Below are 17,824 nucleotides of genomic sequence, written 5' to 3'. Positions count from 1 at the left end.
CGCGGCGATCTTGGACTGAGGTTGCGACACCCCGGCGCTCCGTGGCTGCAAGGACGCTCGCCCCGAGCGCGGGAAAGCTCCCTCAGCTAAGGTGAACCTGAACTCGTACGCCTGAGCGAGCCTTCGGCAAGCAACTGCCGCGACGAGGGTCCTAGCCGCTGCTTCGCCTGCCCTCCGTGGTCGGATCGATACGGCCGGACCCATACGCGGCCCGCTCGCCACTAGCGCCGCAGGCGTGGGATCTCATCCTTTCCGTGCCGCGTGTTCGGCCCGGCGTCTCGTTCGTACCCACATGCGGGCTTCTCGCTGCCGCTGAGGCGGCTTGCGGGCAGCCGCGTTCTGCCAGCAGCACGGGCCGCGCTGGCCGTTGCTGGCCGTTCGGCCCAGCCCGTCTCGGCACTTAGTCCTAGGCGCGTCGTTCGGACGTTCAAACTGTCGAGCGGGACTTATGCGCTCACGGCCACGGCGGTCGAGACAAGGGTTCGGCTCCCGGCCCATCGGTGTTTGGGCTGTTGCTCCGCTTGGCTGGACGCAACGGAACGCAAGGACAGCGCAGACGTCGCGCAGGGATCCGCAGCGCCATGTCAGGAGTGGTCTGGGTTCTGATGGGTCTATGGGTCCGTGGTTTAGCCAGTAGTAGGCGTAGTGGGAGCCATGCCTCGGTTTCTTAGGGTGTCACTCAGCCTGCCAGTCTAGCGGACGTCACGTGGCGCCCAGGGTCAGCGTCGCGAGGAGGCCGCCTTCGGGGTGGGTGGCGAGGGTCAGGGTGGCGCCGGTCGCGGTGGCCTGGGCACGGGCGATGGTCAGGCCGATGCCGGTGCCGTCGCCGCTCGATCGGGAGACGTCGGCGCGGACGAACGGGTCGAACGCGCAGGCGAGCATCGTGTCGCTCATGCCGGGGCCATGGTCGCGCACGGTGACGATCACGGTCCTGCCCGCGCGGCGGCATGCGATGTCGGCGTCGCCACCATATTTGATTGCGTTGTCGATCAGGTTCGACAGGCAGCGGGTGAGGGCGTCCGGGCGCACGCGTACCAGCGCGCTGCAACCGTCGACGAAGCGGACGGCGTGGCCGAACTCTGCGGCATCGTCGGCGAGACTGGACAGCAGCGAGTCGAGATCGACCATCGACCAGTCCTCGACGCTGTCCCCGCTGCGCGCGAGATCGAGGCCGCGTTTTAGCATCGCCAGCGTGGCCGACAGATCGGCGACCAGCCGGTCGCGCAGCATTTCGTCCTCGACCTGTTCCAGGCGGAGCCGCAGGCGGGTGAGCGGGGTTTGGAGATCGTGGCTGATCGCGGCCAGCATGCGGGTGCGTTCGCGTAAGCCGGCGCGGACCCGTTCCTGCATGAGGTTGAATGTCGCAAGCGCGGCGCGGACGTCGCTGGGCCCGGTTTCGAGTACCGGTTCGGCGTCGATCGATCCGGCGAAGGCATCGGCGGCGGCGGACAGGCGACGCAGCGGACTGGTCGCCAGCGCCGCCACGAGGAGCGAGAGTGCGATGGCGGCGGTGGCGACGAGCAGGAGAAACACCGTGTCGGTCGACCAGCTTGGCGGCAAGGGCAGTCGGGGGAGGGCGACGGCGACAGCCAGCGGCCGGCCGTCCATCCGGAACCGGACCAGCCAGCAATCCGGCAGTATCGGGGGGGCAAAACCCGCCGCGCGCGGCCGCCCCCAGAAGGGATCGTTGCTCAGGCAGACACTGGCCGGTGCGCGTCCGACCGTCGGCTGCATGGCGGTTCCGATGCGCGCGGCGAGCATCCCGGTGAGATCCTCGTCCCGGACGGTCGCCGGTATCGGCCGTTTGTCGATCAGGCGCGCGCCCACGAGGCGATTGTCGCGCAGGCCGGCGAGCGTACCCGCGCGATCGCGGTGAAGCCGGTCGATGACGTCGACCGTGCTGGCGATCACGCGCTCGTTGCGCAGGCGGTGAAACTCGGCACGCCGACCCTGTTCGGCGAGCAGCAAGGCCCCGAACAGCGCGAGCGAGATGCCCACCGACAGGATCAGCGCGATCCTGCCCGCGAGCGATGCCGTGAACCGCACGAGCCGGGTGATCGGGTGCGTCATTCGAACCGGACCGTTGCGGCGAGCATGTAGCCCTGACCGCGCACGGTCAGGATCAGGTCATCGCCGTCGGGGCGCAGTTTCTGGCGCAGTCGGCTGATCTGGTTGTCGATCGTCCGGTCATAGGCGGCGGTGGCGGCGCGGGCGGGGAACAGCGCCTCGCGCGAAAGCGGCCGCCCGGCGGACTGAACGAGGCGGGAAAGCATGTCGAACTCCGCGGTCGACAGCATCACGACGCTGTCGCCGGGGGCGAGCAAGCGGCGTTTGGTCAGGTCGAGCCGCCAGCGGCCGAACAGCGCGTTGCGTGGGCCCCCGACCGCGCCGGCATCGCGCGCGCCGCGCCGGAGCAGGTTGCGGACCCGCGCGGTCAGCTCGCGCGGCTCGAATGGTTTGGTCAGGTAATCGTCGGCCCCGAGTTCGAGGCCGAGGACGCGGTCGATCGCGCTGTCGCGTGCGGTGACCATGATGATCGCGCCTTCGTAGCCCTCGGCCCGCAGTTCGCGGCACAATGTCAGCCCGTCGCCGTCGGGCAGGCCGAGGTCGAGGACGATGAGGTCGACGATGCCGGCGGCGAGCACCGCGCGGATGCCGGCGACGTCGCCCGCCGGGGTCAGGCGATATCCCTCCCGCATCAGCTGCGCGGTCACCAGGTCGCGGATGTCGGCATCGTCGTCGGCGATCAGCAGGTGCGGACGATCGGTGGGAGTGGTCGTGGTCATTCCGATTCCGCGCGGTTCGGGCCGCAGGTGGCCGCCGCCGATGGAGCATAGGTGAGCGCCACGCGCATGCACAGTAGTGCGAGGCGTCGATGCGCGTCACACGATCTGAGGCATTGGGCGTTGATCGCCCGGGCGATCTCCTGCGCCGATCGGTGGGACCAGTAGCGAAACTCGTGCGCGTCCATCGCCGGCGGGTCGAGTTCGTCGACCGTCACAATGTGTCGTCCGACCCGATCGCCTGGTAGAGCGTCACGCGGTTGACGAGGTCGGTCAGCGTGGCGGTGATCGCGGTCTGCCGCGCGGAATAGAGCGTACGTTGCGCTACCAATGTGGTCAGGAAACTGTCCGTGCCCTCGCGGTAGCGCGCCTCGCTGATCCGGTAGCTGGTCTGCGCGGCGGTCACGAGATCGGCCTGGGCGCGGCGCTGACGATCGATCGTGCCGCGCCGGGCAAGGCCGTCGGCGACGTCGCGATAGGCGGTCTGCGCCGCCTTGCGGTAGGTGGCGAGATAGTAATCGACCTGGGCGCGGGCATAGTCGAGGTTGCCGCGGTTGGTACCGCCGAGGATTGGGATGCTGGCCGACGGCGTCGTCGTCCAGGTCGCGCCCGAGAACAGGCCGGTCAGCGCCGTGCTGGCCAGACCCAGCACGCTGGTAAGCGAGATCGTCGGGAAGAAGGCGGCGCGCGCGGCGCCGACATCGGCGTTGGCGCTCTTCAGCTGATGCTCCGCCTCCACCACGTCGGGGCGGTCGAGCAGCACGGTCGAGGAGAGTCCGGCGGGGACGTTGGCGATCGCGGGATCGAGCGCGGCGAGACCGGCGGGGAGCAGGGCGTCCTCGACGGGGCCGCCGACCAGCAGTTCGAGCGCGTTGCGATCCTGCGCGACCTGGGTCGTGCGCTGCGCCGCGTCGGCCTGCGCCTGGGCGAGCAAGGTGCGGGCGTCCGCGACGTCGGCGCCGTTCACCAGCCCGGTATCGTGCAGTTCCTCGTTCAGCCGGACCGTCCGCGCGCTGCTCTGCACCTGATCCTGCGACACGGTCAGCAGGTCGCGGTCCGCGGCGAGCGTGAGATAGGCGCTGGCCGTTTCGGTCACGACGGTGAAGCGCGTCGAGCGGGCGCCGCTCTGCGTGCCGAGATAGGTTTCGAACGCGGCCTGCGACAGGTTCTTCTGACGACCGAACAGATCGAGTTCGAAGCCGCTGATCCCCACATTGCCGGAGAACAGCGAGCCGGACCCCGATGTCGCGGTGCCGCCGCCCACCGCCTGGCTGAGCGCCGCGCTGCCGTCCGCCGAAAGCGTGGGGAGCTGGGCGGACCGCTGCACGCGGTACAGCGCGCGGGCGGAGGCGACGTTGGCGACGGCGGCGGCGAGATCCTGGTTGTTCGCCAGCGCGCGTTCGATGACGGCGCGGAGCTTTGTGTCGCGGACCAGCGAGCGCCACGGCATCCCGGCCTTGCCCGCGGCGGCGGGGGCGTAGGCGGCACCCGACGGCCATCCCTGCGGCACGGATTGCGAGACCGACCGGACATAGGTCGGTGCCAGATTGCAGGCAGTGAGCGCGCTCGCCCCCAGCATCAGCAGTGCGGTACGCAGGCGGATCATGCCGCGGTCTCCTTGCGGCCATGGAACAGTTTCGCGACGACGACGAAGAACAGCGGGACGTAGAAGATGGCCAGCACCGTCGCGGTCAGCATGCCGCCGATCACCGCGGTGCCGATCGCGATGCGGCTGTTGGCGCCAGCACCACTGGCGACCGCGAGCGGGAACACGCCGAAGATGAACGCCAGGCTGGTCATCAGGATCGGGCGCAGCCGGGTGCGTGCCGCCTCCAGCGCCGCATCGACGACATCCTTGCCGGCGCGGCGGGCTTCCTCGGCAAACTCGACGATGAGGATCGCGTTCTTGGCGGCGAGACCGATCGTCGTGATGAGCCCGACCTGGAAATAGATGTCGTTGTCCAGCCCGCGCAGCGTCACCGCGAGCACCGCACCGATGATGCCGAGCGGCAGAACGAGCAGCACAGCGATCGGCACCGACCAGCTTTCGTAGAGCGCGGCGAGGCACAGGAAGACGATCAGGATCGACAGGCCGTAGAGCATCGGCGCCTGTCCGCTGGCCTGCTGTTCCTGGAACGACAGGCCCGCCCAGGCATAGCCGGTGCCGGGTGCGAGTTCCTTCTGGAGCTTCACCATCTCGGTCATCGCGGCGCCCGAGCTGCCGCCCGCGGCGGGCTCGCCCTGGATTTCGTAGGAAGAGCGGCCGTTGAAGCGCGCGACGCTGTTGGGTCCCTTTTCCCACGACAGCGTCGCGATGGAGGAAAAAGGCGCCATCGTGCCGTCCGCGGTGCGGATGAACCAGCCGTCGAGATCGTCCGGCAGCATGCGGTAGGGGGCGTCCGACTGCATATAGACGCGCTTCACGCGACCGCGATCGACGAAGTCGTTGACGTAGACGCCGCCCCACGCGCTCGACAGCACGTTGGTCACGTTGGCCTCCGTCAGGCCGAGCACGGCGAGCTTCGCGTCGTCGAGCGTGACGCGCAGCTGCGGCGTATCCGGCAGCGTGGATGCGCGGACGCGGGCGAGCTTGGGGTCCTTGTTCGCCGCGGCGATCAGCTTGTCGCGGAGCGCCACGAAGGCATCGCGGCTGAGCCCGCTGGTGTTGGTCAGTTCGAAGGTGAAGCCGTTCGACTGGCCGAGGCCCGAGATCGCCGGCGGGGTCAGCGGAATGACGGTCGCGTCGCGGATCGTGCCGAATTCCTTCATCGCGCGGCCGTTGAGCGCGTCCGCGCTCTGGTCGGCCTTCTTGCGGTCCTCGAACGGGGCCAGGCTGGCGAAGGCCATGCCGGCATTCTGGCCCGATCCGCTGAACCCGAAACCGGTGATGCTGAACGCGTTGGCGACGGTCGCCTTCTCCTTGGTGGAATAGTAGGCCTGGATCTTGTCGCGCACGGCCTCGGTCCGCTCGTTGGTGGCACCGGCGGGCAGCGTGTACATCACCATCACCTGCCCCTGATCCTCGGGGGGCAGGAAGCTGGTCGGCAGCCGTACGAACAGGACGGCGAGCACAATCGTGATGACGCCGACCACGCCGAGATGGAGCCAGCGCCGGCCGATGACGGCGCGGGTGCCCGCGACATAGCGTTGCGTCGTGCGGTCGAACCAGCGGTTGAACCGGCCGAACACACCGCGTCGTTCCAGGGGGTCGCCTTGGACCGGCTTGAGCAGGGTCGCGGTCATGGCGGGGGTCAGCACGAGTGCCACCAGCACGGACAGCAGCATCGCGGACACGATGGTGATCGAGAACTGGCGATAGATGACGCCGGTCGATCCGCCGAAGAACGCCATCGGCAGGAACACCGCCGACAGAACGAGCGCCACGCCGACCAGCGCCGAGCCGATTTCGCCCATCGAGCGGATCGTCGCGGCCTTCGGATCGAGTTTCTCGTCGGCCATCACGCGTTCGACATTTTCGACCACGACGATCGCGTCGTCGACCAGCAGGCCGATGGCGAGCACCATGGCGAACAGGGTCAGCGTGTTGATCGAATAGCCGCAGATCGACAGCACGCCGAACGTGCCGAGCAGGACGACGGGGACGGCGACCGCCGGGATCAGCGTCGCGCGCCAGTTCTGGAGGAACACGAACATCACGATGATGACGAGCACGATCGCGATGGCGAGCGTTTCGATGACTTCCTCGACCGACAGCTTGACGAAGGTGGTCGTGTCGCGCGGGTAGGCGATCGCGTAGCCGGCCGGCATGTTGGTCGCCAGTTCCGCCATTCGTGCCTTCACCGCAGTCGCGGTTTCGAGCGCGTCGGCGCCGGTCGCCAGCTGGATCGCCATGCCCGACGCGGGGTGACCGTCGAGCTGTGCCGAGGTCGTGTAGCTGTCCTGCCCCAGTTCGACGCGCGCGACGTCGGCCAGACGGACGATCGATCCGTTGCTGGTGGTCTTCAGCACGATCTGGCGGAACTGCTCCGGCGTCGACAGGCGCGACTTGGCGCGGACGGTGGCGTTGAGCATCTGCCCCTTCACCGCCGGCTGTGCGCCGACCTGGCCCGCGGCGACATCGACATTCTGCGCCGCGATCGCGCTCTGCACGTCCGACGGCATCAGCTGGACCGCGGCGAGCTTGGTCGGGTCGAGCCACACGCGCATCGCATATTGCGAGCCGAACACCTGGCTCTGGCCGACACCCGCGACGCGCGCCAGATCGTCCTGGAAATTGCTGACGAGATAGTCGGCGATGTCGCTGGCGGACGCCTTGTTCGTCTTGTCGTACAGCGCGACGATCATCAGGAAGTCGCTGTTCGACTTGGTGACGGTGACGCCCTGCGCGGTGACGGCGCTGGGCAGCCGCGCGGTCGCCTGCTGCACCTTGTTCTGGACCTGCACCTGCGCGGTGTCGGGATCGGTGCCTTTTTCGAACGTCACGGTGATCGACGCGGAACCGGAGGAGTCCGAGCTCGACTGAAAATATTGCAGGCCGTCGATGCCGGTCAGCTGCTGCTCGATCACCTGCGTCACGCTGGTTTCGAGCGTTTCGGCGGATGCGCCGGGATAGGTGGCGTTGATCGCGATCGTCGGCGGCGCGACGTCGGGATATTGCGCGATCGGCAGCGCGCGGAGGCCCGCAATGCCGCCGAGCATGATGACGATCGCGATCACCCAGGCGAAGATCGGACGTTCGACGAAGAAGCGGCTGATGCCCATGTTATTTGGTCCCGGTCTGGACGGCGACGGGCTTCACGGCCGCACCGGCCTGCGCCTTGTCGGTGCCCTGCACGATCAGGCGGTCGCCCGCCTTGAGGCCGGCGGTGACGAGCCATTTGTCGCCGATCGCCTGCCCGGTGGTGACCTGGCGCAGGGCGACCTTGTTGTCCGCGCCCACGACCAGCGCGGTGGCATTGCCCTTCGCATCGCGAGTGATGCCCTGTTGCGGCGCGAGGATGCCGTTGCGCACGACCGTCTGCGGTACGGTCAGCCGCACGAACATGCCGGGCAGCAGGATGCCCTGCGGGTTGGGGAAGCGGGCGCGGAGGGTGACGGTGCCGGTGGTGGTGTCGACCGTAACCTCTCCGAACTGGATCGTGCCGGTCTGCGCATAGCCGCGGCCGTTTTCGAGCGTCAGGCGGACGGTGGTGCTGGCAGGCAGCGTGTCGCCATTGGCAAGGCTTTCGCGCAGGTCGAGCAGCGCGGTGCTGGACTGCTGAATATCAACGAAGATCGGGTCGAGCTGCGAGATCGTCGCGAGCGCCGACGTCTGCCCGGCGGTCACGAGCGCGCCGACGGTGAAGGCGGAGCGACCGATGCGGCCCGAAATAGGCGCGTAGACGCGCGTGAAGCCCAGATTGACGTTCGCGGTGCGCAGGCTGGCGCGATATTGCGCGGTGCTGGCGGCGGCCTGTCGCGCGGTGGCGACGGCGTCGTCGACGTCCTGGCGCGCGACGGCGTCCGCGCTCTGCAGCCGGTTGTAGCGCGCGACCTTCGCTTGCGCGGTCACGGCCGCGGCCTGCGCGCTGGCGAGTTGCGCCGCGGTCTGGTCGCGCGTGGCGCGGTAGAGCCGCGGGTCGATCTGGTACAGCGGCTGGCCGGCGCGGACGACGGCGCCTTCCTCGAACAGTCGCGCCTTGATGATCCCGTCGACCTGCGGGCGCACCTCCGCCATCGCGGTGGCAGCGATCCGGCCGGTCAGCTCGGTGGTGGTGGTGACGGGCTGTGCCGCCAGCGTCACGACGCCGACCTCGGGCGTGGGCGGCGGACCCATCGGTGCGTCGGACGCGCCGCCGCAGCCGGTGAGGGACAGGCCGAGCAAAAGGATCGGGGCGAGGCGCAGGGGCGAGGGGAGCATGGCGCTGGTTCGCTTACCGGGGGCGACGCGGGCGGATGCCGCGCAGGTCGGTGCCGGTGTGAGGCGACGGCGTGTCGTGCGCGGACCGGACGGCATCCGGTCGGGGCGCGGACGCTGCGGCGACCATCGCGGCGGCGAGCTCGAATGCGAACATGGGGAGAGGACCTTCTCTGGTGGTCCTCTCGACTAGACCCGGAAACCGTCCCTAAACATGCACGCGGGGTAAGCGAACGTATCGGTTTGTAACGGGCGGAGCGTCAGACGATCGCGGCCCCGGTCAGGCGAGGACCCGCCGGGCGAACGCGGTGGCGGCGGCGAGGCCGTCCTGCCCGACGCTGTGGCCCATGCCCGGCGAGACATGGGTTTCGACCGCGACGCCGAGCGCCGCGAGGGACGCGGAGGCGAGGTCCAGCGAGCGGAACGGCACCACTTCGTCATCGGTGCCGTGGATGAGGAGCACCGGCGGGCGGCTGCGGACCTCGCCCTCCAGCCGATCCGGCGCGACGAGCATGCCCGACATGCCGACGATGCCGGCGACAGGCTCGGTGCGGCGGAGGCCGACGTGGAGCGCCATCATGGTGCCCTGGCTGAACCCGACGAGCAGGAGGCGGTCGGCGGTCAGGCCGGTTTTCTCGAGCTCCTGCGTGATGAAGGCGTCGAGCGTCGGCGCGGCCGAAACGGCACCCGCGGCGCGTTCGGCCATCGAGAATGTCTGGATCGGCCACCATTGGTAGGCGGCGGCCATCTGCGGCATCCGCATCGGTGCATTCGGTGCGACGAACGCGGCGTTCGGCAGCGCCGGCTGGATCATGCGGGCGAGCGCGATGAGATCGTCGCCGTTCGACCCGTAGCCATGGATCAGAATGACGAGCGCGCTCGGCGCGGAGCCGGAGAGGGGAGCGAGGCGGGGACCGTCGAGCGACACGGAAGACCTTTCAGCGGTGGGGGCGGGACAGACCTAGCCGGTCGGCGCGGTCATGTCGCCGCGCGATCGGTGGCCCCGTTCGACGCGGCGACTTCGCGCGCGAGGCGGATGAAGGCCGTGAACGCGGCGGACGGGTTCCGGCGGTTCGGATAGTAGAGGCACAGCGGCGCGAGTGGCGGCGTCCAGTCCTGCAGGATCCGGACGAGGCGGCCGGCGGCGAGGTCGTCGCGAATGTCGGGTTCCATGAAGAAGCCGATGCCGACGCCCGCCAGAACGGCCATGCGGGAAAGGCTGGCCTCGTCGAGCGTGATCGGACCCGCGACATCGATCTGGACCGCCTGCCCGTCCTTTTCGAAATGCCAGCGGTAGAGCGCGCCGTTGGGAAGCCGGATGCGGATGCAGGGATGGCCGTGCAGGTCCGGCGGAACGCGTGGGATTTCCCTGTCCCGGAAATAGGACGGGGCGGCCACGACGGCGAAGCGGCGGACGAAGCCGAGCGGGATCGCGATCGTGTCGCTGGGGACGAGGTCCGCGGTTCGGACGCCCAGATCGAAGCCCTCCGCCACGATATCGACCAGGCGCCCCTCGGTGACCAGATCGACGTGGACGCGCGGATGGCGGCGCAGGAACTCCAGGATGAGCGGCGAGAGGATTTCGCGCGCGGCCGTTGCGAAGGCGTTGATCCGCAACGTTCCGGACGGCGTCTCCTGCTGCGCGCGCGCCATGTCCATCGCCGTGGTGATGGTGTCGAGCGCCGGGCCGACCTGACCGACGAAGGTTCGGCCGGCGTCGGTGAGCGAGACACTGCGCGTCGTGCGGTTGAACAGGCGGATGCCGAGCTGCCGTTCGAGCTTGCCGATCGCGTTGCTCAGGGCGGTGGTCGATACCCCGAGTTCGAGCGCCGCCGCACGGAACGAGCCGCGCCGCACGATGGCAAGCACCGCTTCCAGCTCGATCAGGCCGGACCTAGCCATCGTCCCGGAAATCGCAACGCTTCATCCCGCTTTGTCCCGATTATCGTGGCCGTCGTCCATCGCTAATTCGAGGTCGGACGAGGCGGGCACGTGGGCGGCCCGTCGATCCGGGGCCGGAGGAGAAGCTAAGATGACCGTCACATTGCCAGGCACGATAGCGGACTATTTCGAAGCGGATGCAGTGGGCGACGCCGGGGCGGTTGCGCGGTGCTTCGCAGAGGACGGCGTCGTCAGGGACGAGGGCGAAACGCATGTCGGAGCGGCTGCGATCGAGCGATGGAAGGCCGATGCGTCGACCCAGTATAATTACACCGTCGAGCCGTTCGGCGTCGCGAGCGAGGGCGACCGTACCGTCGTCACCGCGCGTGTGGCGGGCAACTTCCCCGGCAGCCCGACGGACCTGCGCTACCGCTTCGTCCTGACCGGCGGGAAGATCGCGGAGCTGGAGATCGTTCCGTGACCCCGTTCGTGACGCTGGAGGGGAAGCGGGCGCTGATCACGTCCGGCACGCGCGGGGCGGGGGCGGCGACGGTCGCGCTGTTCCGTGAGCTGGGCGCGGAGGTTGTGACGACCGCCCGGGCGAAGCCCGACGCCCTGCCGGACCAGCTGTTCTTCGCGGCGGACCTGACCACGCCGGAGGGGTGCGCGGCGCTGGCGTCTGCGGTTCGGGCGCGATGGGGCGGGGTGGACATCGTCGTCCATATGCTGGGCGGGTCGACCGCGCCGTCCGGTGGGTTCGGGGCGCTCGGCGATGCCGAATGGGCGCGGGCGCTGGACCTGAACCTGATGCCGGCGGTCCGGCTCGATCGCGAACTCGTGCCCGGCATGATGGCGCGCGGCGACGGTGTCGTCGTGCATGTGACGTCGATCCAGCGTGTGCTGCCGCTGCCGGAAGCGACGACCGCCTATGCCGCCGCGAAGGCGGCCCTGTCGACGTACAGCAAGAGCCTGTCCAAGGAGGTCGGGCCCAGCGGGGTTCGGGTGGTGCGGGTTTCGCCCGGCTGGATCGAGACCGAGGCTGCGGTGGACCTGGCCGAGCGGCTCGGGGCGGAAGGCGGGGTGGAGGCAGGCAAGCGGATGATCATGCAATCGCTGGGCGGGATCCCGATCGGGCGGCCGTCGACACCCGATGAGGTGGCGAACCTGATCGCCTTCCTGGCATCCACCCGCGCCGGCAGCATCACGGGCGCCGAATATGTGATCGATGGCGGCACGGTGCCGACGGCTTGAGCCGGGACAAGGTCCTATGCGCTGTTTTCGCGCCGTTCGTCGATTTCCTGGCGGCCTGACTGTAGTGATGATGCCTGCACGTGCGTGCTGTGACGTCGCGGTTCCGGGAGTTCGAGCATGATCGCGATCGGGTGTCTGGCGCTGCTCGTCCTGCCGTTGGCCGGGCTGGCGTGCGGCGGATGGATCGCCGGTCCGGACGGCGGGGTCTGGGGTGCCGCGATCGGGTTCGGCCTGGCGCTGGGGGTCTGCGGGTTCAGTGCGTACGCCTTGCGGGTGATCGGTCGGCGGCGGTGATGCGGTCGTGACATTCGAGGGTAGGCGGCGCCGGGCGGGCGCGTTACGCTCGTGGTCATGCTTGCGATCCGCCTCCTCGTTGCGCTGACTGCGTGTTTTGCCTCCACGTCCGTCCTGGCCGAGTGCCGGGTCGGGGCGCTCGACGCGTTTCCGGAAAGGGCGCGGATCCATGTGCCCGTTTCGCCATCGGCCGGCGCCATGCCGCTCGTCATCCTGCTCCATGGCAGCACGAGCACGGGCGCGGAAATGCTCCGCGAGAGCCAGCTTGCCGGGACGGCGGACCGGCATGGCTTCATCGTGGTGGCACCCGACGGCGGGATCGCGGCAGAGCGTGGATATGTGTGGAACATCCCCGGCGTGGCGACCGTCACGGGGGCGATGCCCGCGAAGGACGCGCGCGACGACACCGCTTATCTGACGGGCCTGATCGACCGGATGGTCGCGACGGGCTGCGCCGACCGCAGCCGCGTCTACGCGACCGGATTGTCGGGTGGGGGGCGGATGGTGTCGTGGCTCGGCTGCGTCGATCCGCGCCGGTTTGCCGCGATCGCGCCGGTCGTCGGGTTGCGGGCCGGGCGTCCGCTGCCGTCTGATCCGAGGCGCGCGGACCCTGCGACCTGTCGCCCGCGCGCGGCGTTGCCGGTGCTGGCGTTCTCGGGCGATGCCGATACGACCAACCCGATTGCGGGGGGCGGGGCGCCTTACTGGCAATATCCGCAGACCGCCGCGTTGCAGCGGTGGGCGACGCTGAACGGCTGCACCGAACCCTATGCGCGCGACGTCGGCGCGGGCGTGTACGAGCAGGGCTATGCCCGTTGCCGAGGCGGGGCGACCGTGGCGGCGCGCGTGATGCGCGGGGGCAAGCACAGCTGGTCGGTCGTCGACAACGAGGCGATGTGGGCGTTCCTGGCGCAGCACCGGCGTTAGCGAGCAGCCTCAACGCACCGAACGGCGTCCAAGCGTTCGGGGACGGTCAGGCGCCGCCGAACGGGTCGCTGCAGGTGATGCGGCCGGGCGTGTCGATCCGGCCGGCGAGGCGGCGGCGATAGTCGGGCGCGCCGGGTGTCGACAGCGTGATGTCGTACCAGCCGAAGCTGTCGCGCAGCGGCCAGCGGTGGCGCGGTTCGGTGAGCGCGACGCGGGCGGGCGTGGTGCCGATCCGTTCGACCTGCGCGACCAGCCCGAGGCTCCGCGGATCGGACGGGAGGCGCAGGACCAGATCGTCTGGGGTTGCGGTCCAGCCGAGCGTCGCGAGGGCGGCCGGGTCGGCGCGGTACCCGGCGAAGTGGCGGTGGAAGCCGTTGGGGCCGAGCACCCACAGATCGTAGCGATCGCCGTTGTCGAACGACCAGCGGTCGTCGAGCGCCTTGCCCGGTTCGACCGTGTAGCGCCGCGGCGCACGGGTCAGGTCGCGGCGGTCGTAGACGTGGAAGACCGCGGCGGCGGTGCCGTCTGCGGCGAACCGGAGCTGGATCGCGCCGTCGGCGATCGTGTCGGTGACGGTCAGTGCGTAGGGGAGCGGGCGGGCGCGGCGGATGCCGTGTTCCTGCCAGGGGCGGTTGGTGGTGGCGGGCGCCTGCGGCCGGACCTGCTTGGGGATCGCGGCGGCGCGGGTGGCGTCCGCGCTTGGGTCGGGCATGGCGGCGGCCCGCGTGCGATCGGCCTTGGTGAAGTCGAACGCCGAGGTCAGGTCGCCGCAGACCGCGCGGCGCCAGGGGGCGATATTGGGTTCGTGGAAGCCGAAACGCTGTTCGAGGAAACGGATGACGGACGTGTGGTCGAACACCTGCGAATTGACCCAGCCGCCGCGGCTCCACGGCGAGACGACGTAGAGCGGCACGCGGGGGCCGAGACCGTAGGGGCGGCCGCGATAGGCGGGGAGATCGAGCGGGGCGTCGGCCTTGCTCGGTTGGAGATGGTAGCTGCCGGTCAGATCGACGGTCGATCCGCCGCCGGGCGTGCCGTCGGCAGCGCGCGATGGGGGCGCGGGCGGGGGCATATGATCGAAGAAGCCGTCATTCTCGTCGAACATGACGAGCAGCGCGGTGCGTGCCCAGACGGCGGGGTCGGCGGTCAGCGCGTCGAGCACCGCGGCGGTGTAGGCGGCCCCTTGCGCCGGGCTGGACGGGCCGGGATGTTCGGACCCCTTCGCGGTGGCGATGATGTACGACACGTGCGGCAGTTGGCCGGCGAGGACGTCGGCGCGGAGGGCGTCCAGCTTGCGCGTGGTGATCGCGCGGTCGCGCAGCACGGCGTCGCCGGTGCCGTCATGCGCCGCGCGGAAGGCGGCGAAACCGGCGAGCGGGTTGTCGGTGAAGTTGTCGGCCATGTCCTGGTAGATGCGCCAGTCGACGCCGGCGGCCTGCAACCGTTCGACCACGGTCGTCCAGCGGTAGGAGTCGGGATTGCCGCCGTCCTGCGGGAAGCTGTCGTGCGAATTGCCGATCGCCGGGCCGCCGAGCGTGCCGCCGGGATCGTTGGTGCCGGACCAGAGGAACAGCCGGTTGGTGTTCGTGCCGGTCTGCGACGCGCAGTGATAGGCGTCGCAGATCGTGAACGCCTCAGCCAGCGCGAACTGGAACGGGATGTCCTCGCGCCGGTAATGGCCCATTGCGCGCTGGCTCTTGGCCTCCGGCCAGTGCGCCATGCGGCCCTCGTCCCAGCCGCGTTGTGCATCGGGCCAGCTGTGCGGCGTGCCCTCCATCCGCATGAGATCGAAATCAGTGCGGGTGGCGAGGTGGAAGGGGCGGACGGTGCGTGCGCCGGCCGGGTCGGTGCGGTCGCGCTGGTCCCAGACGGGGGCGGGGCCGGGTTTGCCGGGGACGGGGATGGGAAGGCGGTCCGCAAAGCCGCGGACGCCGCGCATGGATCCAAAATAATGATCGAAGCCGCGATTCTCCTGCATCAGGATGACGACATGCTGGACGTCCATGATCGAACCGGTCCGCGCGTCGGGCGCGATCGCGGCGGCGCGGGCGATCGCGGCGGGCAGCGTCGACAGCGCCGCACCGGCGAACCCGGTGGCGAGCAGACTGCGGCGGGACAGGTCGGTCATCGGGATGGTCCCATGGCGAACGGGCGCGGTCCGGCCTTTACGCGGACCGCGCCCGGATGGCGTCAGAAATCGACGGACAGCGCGGCGGTCACGGTGCGCGGCGAGCCGAGGAAGGCCGATCCGCCGTCCGCGCTCGACAGGTAGCGCTTGTCGGTCAGGTTGGTCGCCTGGATCGTGACGGAGACGCCCTTCAGCCGGTCGTTCACCTCGCCAAGGTCGGCGCCGACATAGCCGCTGACCAGCGTGAACTTGCCGGCCTTTGCCTCGCCCTGCGTATCGATGTTGCGATCACCGACGAACTTGGTGGCGACGCCCGCCTTGAAGATCGATTTCTTGTAGTCCGCCGACAGGACCCACATCGTGCGCGGCGAATTGATCACCTGCACCCCCGGCGTCACGCCGACATCGGCATCCTGCGCGGCGTTGCCCGTGCCGATATAGGTCGCGTGGTTGTAGGTGAAGCTGCCCGACAGCGTGAGCGGCGGCAGGATGCGGTAGGCGAGCGCGGCCTCGACCCCGCGGCTCTTCACGCCGCCGACGTTCAGGTAGACGCTGTCCTGCTGTTCCAGATAGTCGATCCCGGTGACGAGGTTCGACGAGATCGACACGATCTGGTTTTTGAACTTGATGTCGTAGCCGGTGAGCGAGGCCTGGATGCGGCCGGTGCTGTAGCGGGCGCCGACCTCGATATTGTTCGCGGTTTCGGGGCGCAGGTTGCGGATCGTTTCCGCGGGCTGGCCGAGCGGGCCGTTGCCGATCGCGGCGAAATTCTGGGAGTAGCCGGCGAACAGCTCCATCCCCTGGAGCGGCGTAACGTAGGTCAGGCCGGCGTTGATCAGCGGCTTGGAATGCGATTTCAGCGACGTTGCGCTGAGATCACCGAGCAGTTCGGTACGGGTCTGGTCGAGGAAGAACTGTTTCACGCCGAACCGGGCGGTGATCGGCCCGGCGGTCACCGCGTCCTCGGCATAATACATGATCTCGTCCAGGCCGTAGTCGGTGCTGAACTGGACGTAATATGGCGTGCCGTCATAGGCCGGGCCGACGGTGGCATCGGTGACCTTGTGCCAGTCGCGCAGCTGGTTCGAGCGGCCATGTTCGTACCAGAGGCCGGCGCGGAACTGGTTCTGGACGGGGCCGAAATCATGCTGCCAATCGACGTCACCGGTGAAGCCGAAGCGGTCGTTCTTATAGTGGGTGTGGCGGTAGGACATGACCGGCGTGACGTTCGAGGCGTAGCAGGTCGGCGAGTATTCCGCCGGCACGCCGCTGGTGCCGACGCAGCCGGGCGTCATCGTTGCGGCCGCACCGGTGGGCGTGACGAAGTAGAGTTTACCGATCGAGTCGCCGCCGCGGACGGTCTGGCCGCCGGTATATTCGCTTTCGGGATTGCCCGCGCCGTCGTTGCGGACGTCGACCAGATAGGGCGGTGCGAAATCGCCGCGGCCGCGCATGCGGTGGTAGTAGCCCGCCGCCTGCAGTTTCACCTCGCCCACTTCGGTGCGGGCCTTCAAATAGCCGAACAGATTCTTGCGCAGCGCGCGTGACGTGGAGCGGTAGGCCTGGTCGATATAGGGCAGGCCGGTCCAGCGGTCGGTATAGGCGTCGTGGTTCGGGTCGTTCGCGAACCGTTCGGGCGAGACGGAGCCGAACTCGGACTCGTCGGCATCGTCGTAGGAGACGAAGCCGGTCAGATCGACAGTGCCGACGCGGCTGAGCACCTTGGCATCGATGTGGTCGCGGCTGGTCTTGCCCGATCCGCCGATCCAGTCGTGGACGCGCGAGGTGGATGCGCTGAGATAGGCCGTGGTGTTCGGCGCGATTGTGCCGGTGTCGCCGCGGACGTAATATTTGCGCGCGCCGAAATCGCCGCCGGCCGCGGTGAAGCGCAGCCGGCTGTTTGCGGTGGGATCGGACGTGACATAGTCGAGCGTCGCGCCGAGCGCTTCGTTCGACCGCGACGAGATGTCGGCGGTGCCCTGCGACACATTGACGGTCTTGAGGTCGAGCACATCGATATAGCGGTTGGCGCGCGATCCGCCGCCATAGCCCGACCCGCCGTTGGGCAGGCCGTCGATGGTGGAGCCGATCTGCTGTCCGCCGCCGCCGCCGCTGTTGAAGCCACGGATGCTGATCGACGTGACCCAGTCGGACGAGCCGAACGCGTCGCCCTCCGCCACGAACACGCCGGGCAGTTCGTTGATGACGTCGTTGACGCTGGCCAATGCGGACTGGCGTTCGATCATCGGCGCGGTGACGCGCGTGTTGGCGAAGGCGGTGGACTGGCCGGTCACGACGATGTCGTCGCCGGCGGACTGCGTCGCGTCCGGGGCCTGTTCGGCCGTGCCGGTCGCCGCTGTCGAAATCGGCGTCACCTGCGCACCGGCGCCCGTCGTCACGGTCGCGATCGCCAGGATCGTGGCCCCCGTCATCAACCTTGTCATGTCGATCTCCCACCGCTGCGGCCCGGTTCGGATCGGTCGTCAGCGGCACGACGCCCCTGTCGGCGGCAAATGACGTCGTCGTGACAGCTTGGATTATTACGGAGATGTAATGAATATTGCGCTTGCGGGTTTATGGACGGGACGGTGCTTCGTCAGGCGTCGTGCCAGCCGGATGACAGTGTCGTGACGATTGCGTAGGGTGACCGGCATCCGGCGTGTCGCATGCGGGCAGGGCGCGGATCGACGTACCGAGAGCCGT

Annotated in this window: 15 protein-coding genes; 4 read left to right on the top strand and 11 right to left on the bottom strand. The window is 69.1% G+C overall.

The features are described from left to right. Nucleotides 1-702: 702 nt before the first annotated feature. The 9 genes from ACFSGX_RS13920 to ACFSGX_RS13880 all read right to left on the bottom strand — a co-directional run bounded on the left by ACFSGX_RS13920 (nucleotide 703) and on the right by ACFSGX_RS13880 (nucleotide 10,542). Complete coding sequence (locus ACFSGX_RS13920) at nucleotides 703-2,070, bottom strand: ATP-binding protein (protein WP_380930759.1); 1,368 nt, start codon at nucleotides 2,068-2,070, stop codon at nucleotides 703-705. Further along, nucleotides 2,067-2,786, bottom strand: a complete 720-nt coding sequence (locus tag ACFSGX_RS13915; RefSeq protein WP_380930757.1) for a response regulator transcription factor — start codon at nucleotides 2,784-2,786, stop codon at nucleotides 2,067-2,069. The genes ACFSGX_RS13920 and ACFSGX_RS13915 overlap by 4 nt, the downstream gene beginning before the upstream one ends. Then, entirely contained in the window at nucleotides 2,783-3,001 is a 219-nt protein-coding gene (locus tag ACFSGX_RS13910) for a hypothetical protein (protein WP_380930755.1), read from the bottom strand. Before ACFSGX_RS13910 ends, ACFSGX_RS13915 begins: the two co-directional genes overlap by 4 nt. After that, the gene (locus tag ACFSGX_RS13905) at nucleotides 2,998-4,389 is read right to left on the bottom strand and encodes an efflux transporter outer membrane subunit (protein WP_380930753.1); all 1,392 of its coding nucleotides are present in this window, start codon (nucleotides 4,387-4,389) and stop codon (nucleotides 2,998-3,000) included. Before ACFSGX_RS13905 ends, ACFSGX_RS13910 begins: the two co-directional genes overlap by 4 nt. Continuing rightward, nucleotides 4,386-7,505, bottom strand: coding sequence for an efflux RND transporter permease subunit (locus ACFSGX_RS13900; RefSeq protein ID WP_380930751.1), 3,120 nt, complete (start codon nucleotides 7,503-7,505; stop codon nucleotides 4,386-4,388). The genes ACFSGX_RS13905 and ACFSGX_RS13900 overlap by 4 nt, the downstream gene beginning before the upstream one ends. Before the next feature lies 1 nt (nucleotide 7,506). Next, nucleotides 7,507-8,643 carry an efflux RND transporter periplasmic adaptor subunit gene (locus ACFSGX_RS13895; protein WP_380930749.1) on the bottom strand — a complete coding sequence of 379 codons (1,137 nt, stop codon included), beginning with the start codon at nucleotides 8,641-8,643 and terminating at the stop codon, nucleotides 7,507-7,509. 13 nt (nucleotides 8,644-8,656) lie between these two features. Further along, nucleotides 8,657-8,797: a hypothetical protein gene (locus ACFSGX_RS13890; RefSeq protein WP_380930747.1), complete on the bottom strand. Its 141-nt coding sequence runs from the start codon at nucleotides 8,795-8,797 to the stop codon at nucleotides 8,657-8,659. Between the two features lie 123 nt (nucleotides 8,798-8,920). After that, nucleotides 8,921-9,568 (bottom strand): alpha/beta hydrolase, encoded by a 648-nt coding sequence (locus tag ACFSGX_RS13885; RefSeq protein ID WP_380930745.1) that lies wholly within the window; start codon nucleotides 9,566-9,568, stop codon nucleotides 8,921-8,923. 50 nt (nucleotides 9,569-9,618) lie between these two features. Further along, nucleotides 9,619-10,542: a LysR family transcriptional regulator gene (locus tag ACFSGX_RS13880; RefSeq protein WP_380930744.1), complete on the bottom strand. Its 924-nt coding sequence runs from the start codon at nucleotides 10,540-10,542 to the stop codon at nucleotides 9,619-9,621. A 130-nt stretch (nucleotides 10,543-10,672) separates the two neighbouring features. On the opposite strand from ACFSGX_RS13880, the gene ACFSGX_RS13875 reads away from it, so the two are divergent. From ACFSGX_RS13875 to ACFSGX_RS13860, 4 genes are all read left to right on the top strand, one after another. Continuing rightward, the gene (locus tag ACFSGX_RS13875) at nucleotides 10,673-11,002 is read left to right on the top strand and encodes a nuclear transport factor 2 family protein (protein ID WP_380930743.1); all 330 of its coding nucleotides are present in this window, start codon (nucleotides 10,673-10,675) and stop codon (nucleotides 11,000-11,002) included. Continuing rightward, entirely contained in the window at nucleotides 10,999-11,772 is a 774-nt protein-coding gene (locus ACFSGX_RS13870; protein ID WP_380930742.1) for an SDR family oxidoreductase, read from the top strand. Before ACFSGX_RS13875 ends, ACFSGX_RS13870 begins: the two co-directional genes overlap by 4 nt. Nucleotides 11,773-11,889: 117 nt before the next feature. Continuing rightward, a complete protein-coding gene (locus ACFSGX_RS13865) occupies nucleotides 11,890-12,066 on the top strand; it encodes a hypothetical protein (RefSeq protein WP_380930741.1) in 177 nt (58 codons plus the stop codon). A 57-nt stretch (nucleotides 12,067-12,123) separates the two neighbouring features. Continuing rightward, nucleotides 12,124-12,993 (top strand): CE1 family esterase, encoded by an 870-nt coding sequence (locus ACFSGX_RS13860; RefSeq protein ID WP_380930739.1) that lies wholly within the window; start codon nucleotides 12,124-12,126, stop codon nucleotides 12,991-12,993. A 46-nt stretch (nucleotides 12,994-13,039) separates the two neighbouring features. Here the strand turns inward: ACFSGX_RS13860 and ACFSGX_RS13855 are convergent, their stop codons facing one another. After that, on the bottom strand, nucleotides 13,040-15,121 hold the full coding sequence (locus ACFSGX_RS13855; protein ID WP_380930738.1) for a phosphocholine-specific phospholipase C: 2,082 nt from the start codon (nucleotides 15,119-15,121) through the stop codon (nucleotides 13,040-13,042). Between the two features lie 62 nt (nucleotides 15,122-15,183). Then, nucleotides 15,184-17,565, bottom strand: a complete 2,382-nt coding sequence (locus ACFSGX_RS13850) for a TonB-dependent receptor domain-containing protein (protein ID WP_380930737.1) — start codon at nucleotides 17,563-17,565, stop codon at nucleotides 15,184-15,186. Nucleotides 17,566-17,824: the final 259 nt, after the last annotated feature.

The organism is Sphingomonas arantia (assembly GCF_042682045.1).
Lineage (GTDB): Bacteria > Pseudomonadota > Alphaproteobacteria > Sphingomonadales > Sphingomonadaceae > Sphingomonas_R > Sphingomonas_R arantia.
Note: the sequence above shows the minus strand (reverse complement) of the source record. Positions and strands in the feature narration are given on the sequence as shown.